General features: G+C 33.3%; 3 protein-coding genes. All 3 read right to left on the bottom strand.

Going from position 1 to position 5,342, the window contains the following annotated elements; all coding sequences use genetic code 11:
• Positions 1 to 1,049: 1,049 nt before the first annotated feature.
• Positions 1,050 to 2,993 (bottom strand): OmpA family protein, encoded by a 1,944-nt coding sequence (locus tag BUC23_RS04025; protein ID WP_073205845.1) that lies wholly within the window; start codon positions 2,991 to 2,993, stop codon positions 1,050 to 1,052.
• Between the two features lie 11 nt (positions 2,994 to 3,004).
• The gene (locus BUC23_RS04020) at positions 3,005 to 3,913 is read right to left on the bottom strand and encodes a PorP/SprF family type IX secretion system membrane protein (RefSeq protein ID WP_073205842.1); all 909 of its coding nucleotides are present in this window, start codon (positions 3,911 to 3,913) and stop codon (positions 3,005 to 3,007) included.
• A gap of 154 nt (positions 3,914 to 4,067) precedes the next feature.
• On the bottom strand, positions 4,068 to 5,342 hold a 1,275-nt coding region (locus BUC23_RS04015), incomplete at its 5' end, for a T9SS type B sorting domain-containing protein (protein WP_167365553.1).

Below are 5,342 nucleotides of genomic sequence, written 5' to 3'. Positions count from 1 at the left end.
TAAGCACAATTTTTTAACCTCGGATTCAATACCGTTTTGAGCTTTTAAAGGGTGAAAATTTTCTTTTTTTTGGGGTTAAAGAATATTTTCAGTCGTAGGTGACTTTCCTTTTTTTTAGCAATTCAGTAAGCACAATTTTTTAAACTCGGATTCAATACCGTTTTGGGCTTTTTAAGGGTAAAAATTTTCTTTTTTTTGGGGTTAAAGAATATTTTCAGTCGTAGGTGACTTTCCTTTTTTCAAGCAATTCAGTATGCACATTTTTTTAACCTCGGATTCTAAATACCGTTTTGAGCTTTTTAAGGGTGAAAATTTTCTTTTTTTTGGGGTTAAAGAATATTTCAGTCGAAGGTGACTTATCCTTTTCGAAAATTTTGCAATTAAACAGACAATTTTTAATACTTGTTTGACGAATGATATTAGTTTTTTAAGGATGAAAACTTTCTTTTTTTGGGTTAAAGAATTTTTTCTGTTGCAGGTAACATTCCCTTTTTTCTAAATTCGAACACACTTTAAGAGTGTAATTTTATAATCTAAAGCTCAATCATGGTTTTAGATTTATAAAGATAAAAATAATCTTTTTTTGGGTTAAAAGATTATTTTTTCTTTTGGCTCAATATTTTTAAACTAATTATAAAAGTTTGTTAATAGGCATAATCAAATTTAAGAAAAAATATTGTTATTGATTTTTTTTTCCTACGAATTACCTAAATACTCGTTAAAACGTATTTTTTTTATCAAAGAAATTCACATTTCTTTGATAGAAAAATAATTACAAAGAATGCTATCTAATTTTCTTCCATATTTAAAATTAAATATGGAAGAAAGAAAGAATCAAAGATTATAAATTTTTAATATTTGAAGAGGTTATTCTATTTTTAAGTACAAATAGAAATAATTATTTAATAATTTTAGAGTAAAAATAATTATTAAAAGGGTGGTATTAAAACAATTTAAGATTCTCTAAAATAGAGAATCTTAAATTGATGAAAAGTTACTTTTCAGGTTTATACTGTTTAAAGTATATTAAATCTGCATAAAACTATAATTTACAAAGCAGTAATTATAAATTCACTGCGTCTGTTAAGTTGATGTTCTTCTTCGCTGCATTTTACACCATCAGAACATTTATTTACAAGTTGAGTCTCACCATATCCTCTTCCAGTCAATCTGCTGGAATCAATTCCATTTTTGATTAACCATCCCATAGTAGATTTGACCCTTCTTTCGGATAAAGCTTCATTGTATTTAAAAGTCTGTCTACTATCAGTATGTGAACGAATATCCAATTTCATTGTTGGATTTTGGTTTAAAACATCCAGTATTTTTTCTAAATCTAAAGCGGCTTCTTTTCTAATATTAGATTTGTCTAAATCAAAATAAATCATTTTTATTCCAAAGCATTTACCTAAATCATCACCAATGGTCACTTTGCATTTTGATTTTTCTAATGTGATAGGTAAATATGTTTTTCCATTTGTTTGAGCAATCGTTACTTTTTGTTCTACAGTGGTGTACTCGGGTTTCTCCGCTCTCACATTATACATTTTACCACATTCTACCTTAAAAGTATAGTTCCCTTTATCATCTGAAACAGTTGTGCTTATAAGATTAAATTGATTGTCGTACAAGCTGATTTTTGCATCAGGAAGCAGTTCTTTTGTTATTAAATCAGTTATTTCTCCATATAACAATTGTTCACAAATCAATCTTTTAGTTTCCAAAAATTTATAAATATCATCATATCCCTGACCGCCATCTCTATTGGAACTAAAAAAACCTCTTCTTGATTTTGTATCAATCAAATAAGCAAAATCGTCTTTAGGAGAATTTATGTCTGCACCTACATTTTGAACTTCACTAAAAGTGCCGTCCGTATTTATTTTAGACATAAATACATCCAATCCTCCAACTCCCGGATGACCATCTGAGGCAAAATAAAGCTCATTTTCATCATTTACAAACGGGAAGGTTTCTTTACCTTCTGTATTGATTGTATTTCCTAAATTCTGTGGGGTTCCAAAACTACCATCCTCATTAATTATCACTTTAAATAAATCAGACTGACCTAATGTTCCCGGCATATCCGACGCAAAATATAATGTTTTTCCATCAGGACTTAAAGCGGGATGCGCTGTACTGTAATTGTCACTGTCGAAAGGCAATTCCGTTACATTAGTCCATTTATCATTGACCAGACTAGCTCTGTATATTTTTATCAGAGTAATGTCATTTCCGTCTTTTCTTTTTTTGCCATCGAGATAGTTGTTTCGGGTAAAGTACATTGTTTTTCCATCTGCAGTAAAAGCAGGAGAGGCTTCATGGAATTTTGAGTTTATGTTTTTATCAAATTTCTTAGGTGCAGCCGGAGTCATATTATCACCTAAATCAGCAGCATACAAATTTGTAAAAGCTTGGTTGGTCCATTTGTGTTTTCTTTGTGCCAAACTTCCCGTATCTCTAGCTGATGCAAAAATGATTTTGTTTGAATAAATTGCAGTTCCATAATCAGAGTACTTAGAATTGATGCCCGCATCTTCTAATTGGTATCTACCTGAATTGGCTTTTATGGCGTCCAAATAATTAGGATTTTCTTTAAAAAGCTTTCCTCGGCTATCGTTTCCTGATTTTTGAATGAATTTTTGTAACATTTCATCTGCCTTATCGTTCTCGCTAATGGAACGCAAAGATTGTGCATATCGATAGTAATATTCCGCTTCCAAATCAGTATCAGCAGCCATTGCAAATAATTCACCATACCATTTAGCAGCTTTGTCAAGTTCACCATTGAAGTAGTAGGCGTTTCCTAGTTTTTTAAACATATCAACGGATTTATATCCTTTTTCAGCCACCCTTTCATAGGTTTTTATAGCATCAACGTAGGCATAGTTTTCATATTTTTTATCGGCCGCAGTTACCCTTGCCTTTTGAGAATAAAGGTTAAATGAAAAAACACTTATTATTGCTATGTGAAGAAATATACTATTTTTCATAATAATTGATTTTAGAAGAATCTAGGAGTAATAATTTTATTGTTATTTTTAAATATTTCATAGCGTAGAAATATTTCATGTGAACCGGAATTATAATTGTTTAAATTAGTCGTTTCATGATCATATCCATAACCGATATACAATCCTTCTGAAACCTGAAATCCCACCATGGCGCTTAATGCAGCACTCCATCTGTAAGCAACTCCTACCATAAATTTGTCATTGAACATAAAATTTCCAGATACATCCATTTGAAGAGGAGCACCTTTTACCATTTTGGTTAAAATAGCAGGTTTAAATTTAATAGAAGAGTTCAAATCAAATACATAACCGGCAATTAAGTAATAGTTGATCTGTTCTTTAAATATTGCCACTTCATTATCATCATAGCGGTTGGTTTGTATAAAATTCGGAACTGAAAGACCTACGTATGCTTTATCTGAATGCCAATAAACGCCAGCACCAATATTGGGTGTGAATTTATTACTGTAATCATGTAAAGCGGGGTCATCATCTGCCGGATTTAATCGGGTTACATCGAGGTCGAAAAGATTAGCAGTTGCTTTTACTCCGAATGAAAGCTTAAAAGTTTCGGAAGTTGGAACCGTATAGGATAAATCCGCCGAAATGGTATTTTCATGCGTAGGACCAATTTTATCATTTATAATAGATACGCCCAATCCTAAATTATTTGAGTTCAATGGCGTATTTATAGATACAGCATTAGTTACAGGTGCGCCTTCTAGTCCAACCCACTGCGTACGATGTAGTGCAAAAATACTCAAAGCGCCTCTAGATCCTGCGTAAGCGGGATTAATATTGATGGTGTTGTACATGTATTGAGTAAATTGAGCGTCTTGTTGCGCAAAACTTACAATGGCTGTAAACATCAAAACGAAAGAAAATAATTTTGTTTTCATAGTAGATATTTATTATTTAATTATCTATCGAATTTATTTGTAAGAATTCGGTAGGTTAGTGATAAATTTGATTAGAGTTTATCGTTCAAGAAAAAGGGCTATGTTTTTTATGTTCATTAAACCTGAGGACAAATGTCCTCAGGCATTAAATTCATTATTTAGTAAGGTATAGATACCCGTCTTTTTTATTGGTTATTTTGTTTCCTACACCATCAATAGAGGTGTAGTTTAAGATATAGAAATAGGTCCCCGTTGGTAAACCAGATGATTGGCTTATTGTGGTTCTACCTTCAGAGATACCTTTGAACACTTTGCTGGTATTATTATAACCTGCAGTTTCATATACTAATACACCCCATCTATTGTAAATTTCAACAGTATTATCTGGATAGCAATTTATATCGTCAATGTTATCAATAATGAAATTTTCATTAGTTCCATCTCCATTAGGAGAAAAGGCATTATGAACTACTATATTTCCACATGGCAATACAATACCAGCACATCCCGTAGTGACAGTCATAGTAATTTTTATGATTTTCGGACAAGTTCCTTCATTGATTTTATATTCAAAAACGTAGTCACCGACAGCTAGAGCAGAAGCATTAAGTACATTAGCTTGTAAGCCACCTGAATTATTTACATCAGTCCAAGTTCCGCTTGTAGCAGTACCAGCAGGTAACAAATCATTTAGGTTTGCAGTTGTAGTTTCTCCATCGTTACAAATTGATCCGGCTAATGCTACGATACTATTGGTAGTGTTAACAGTTATGGTTTGTATAAATTCCGATGTGTTTCCACAAGTATCAGAGACCAACCATTTTCTCACTATTGAATAAGAATTCGCACCATTGCTAACGTTGCTTTCTGTAAATACGGCAGGTGAAACTGTAGAACAATTGTCTGCAAAAACAAGTTCAGGTTTAGCAGGAATCGCATCGCAATTTACTGTAATAGTAGGGTTAAACACGGTGGCTGTTGTAGGACCAGTTATATCCTGAACGTTGATGGTCTGAAAAGCTGTAGCTGAATTTCCGCAAGCGTCGGTGGCAGTCCAAGTTCTGGTTACAGAATATGAACCTGCACACTGGCCATTTGTAGTTACATCGACAAAAGTCAAAGATACAGGGGAAGCACAGTTATCGGTCGCTGTAGCAGTTGCAAACACAGGTACTGCAGGGCAGGAGATGGTTGAAATAGCTGGCAATGCGGCGATAACCGGAGCGGTTTTGTCTTGAACGGTAATCACTTGCACTTTAGAAGAAGCGTTTCCACAAGCATCAGTCGCAGTCCAGGTTCTGGTCAGTGTATAGTTGCTGGCACAGTTTCCTTCCGTTTTCGCCTCGTTGAAAGCAACTTTAGGATCTGCATCACAAGTATCAGTAGCTGTTAAAGTAGCCGCTGTAGGTACTGCAGAACATTCTACGGT

The organism is Flavobacterium xinjiangense, assembly GCF_900142885.1.
Lineage (GTDB): Bacteria > Bacteroidota > Bacteroidia > Flavobacteriales > Flavobacteriaceae > Flavobacterium > Flavobacterium xinjiangense.
Note: the sequence above shows the minus strand (reverse complement) of the source record. Positions and strands in the feature narration are given on the sequence as shown.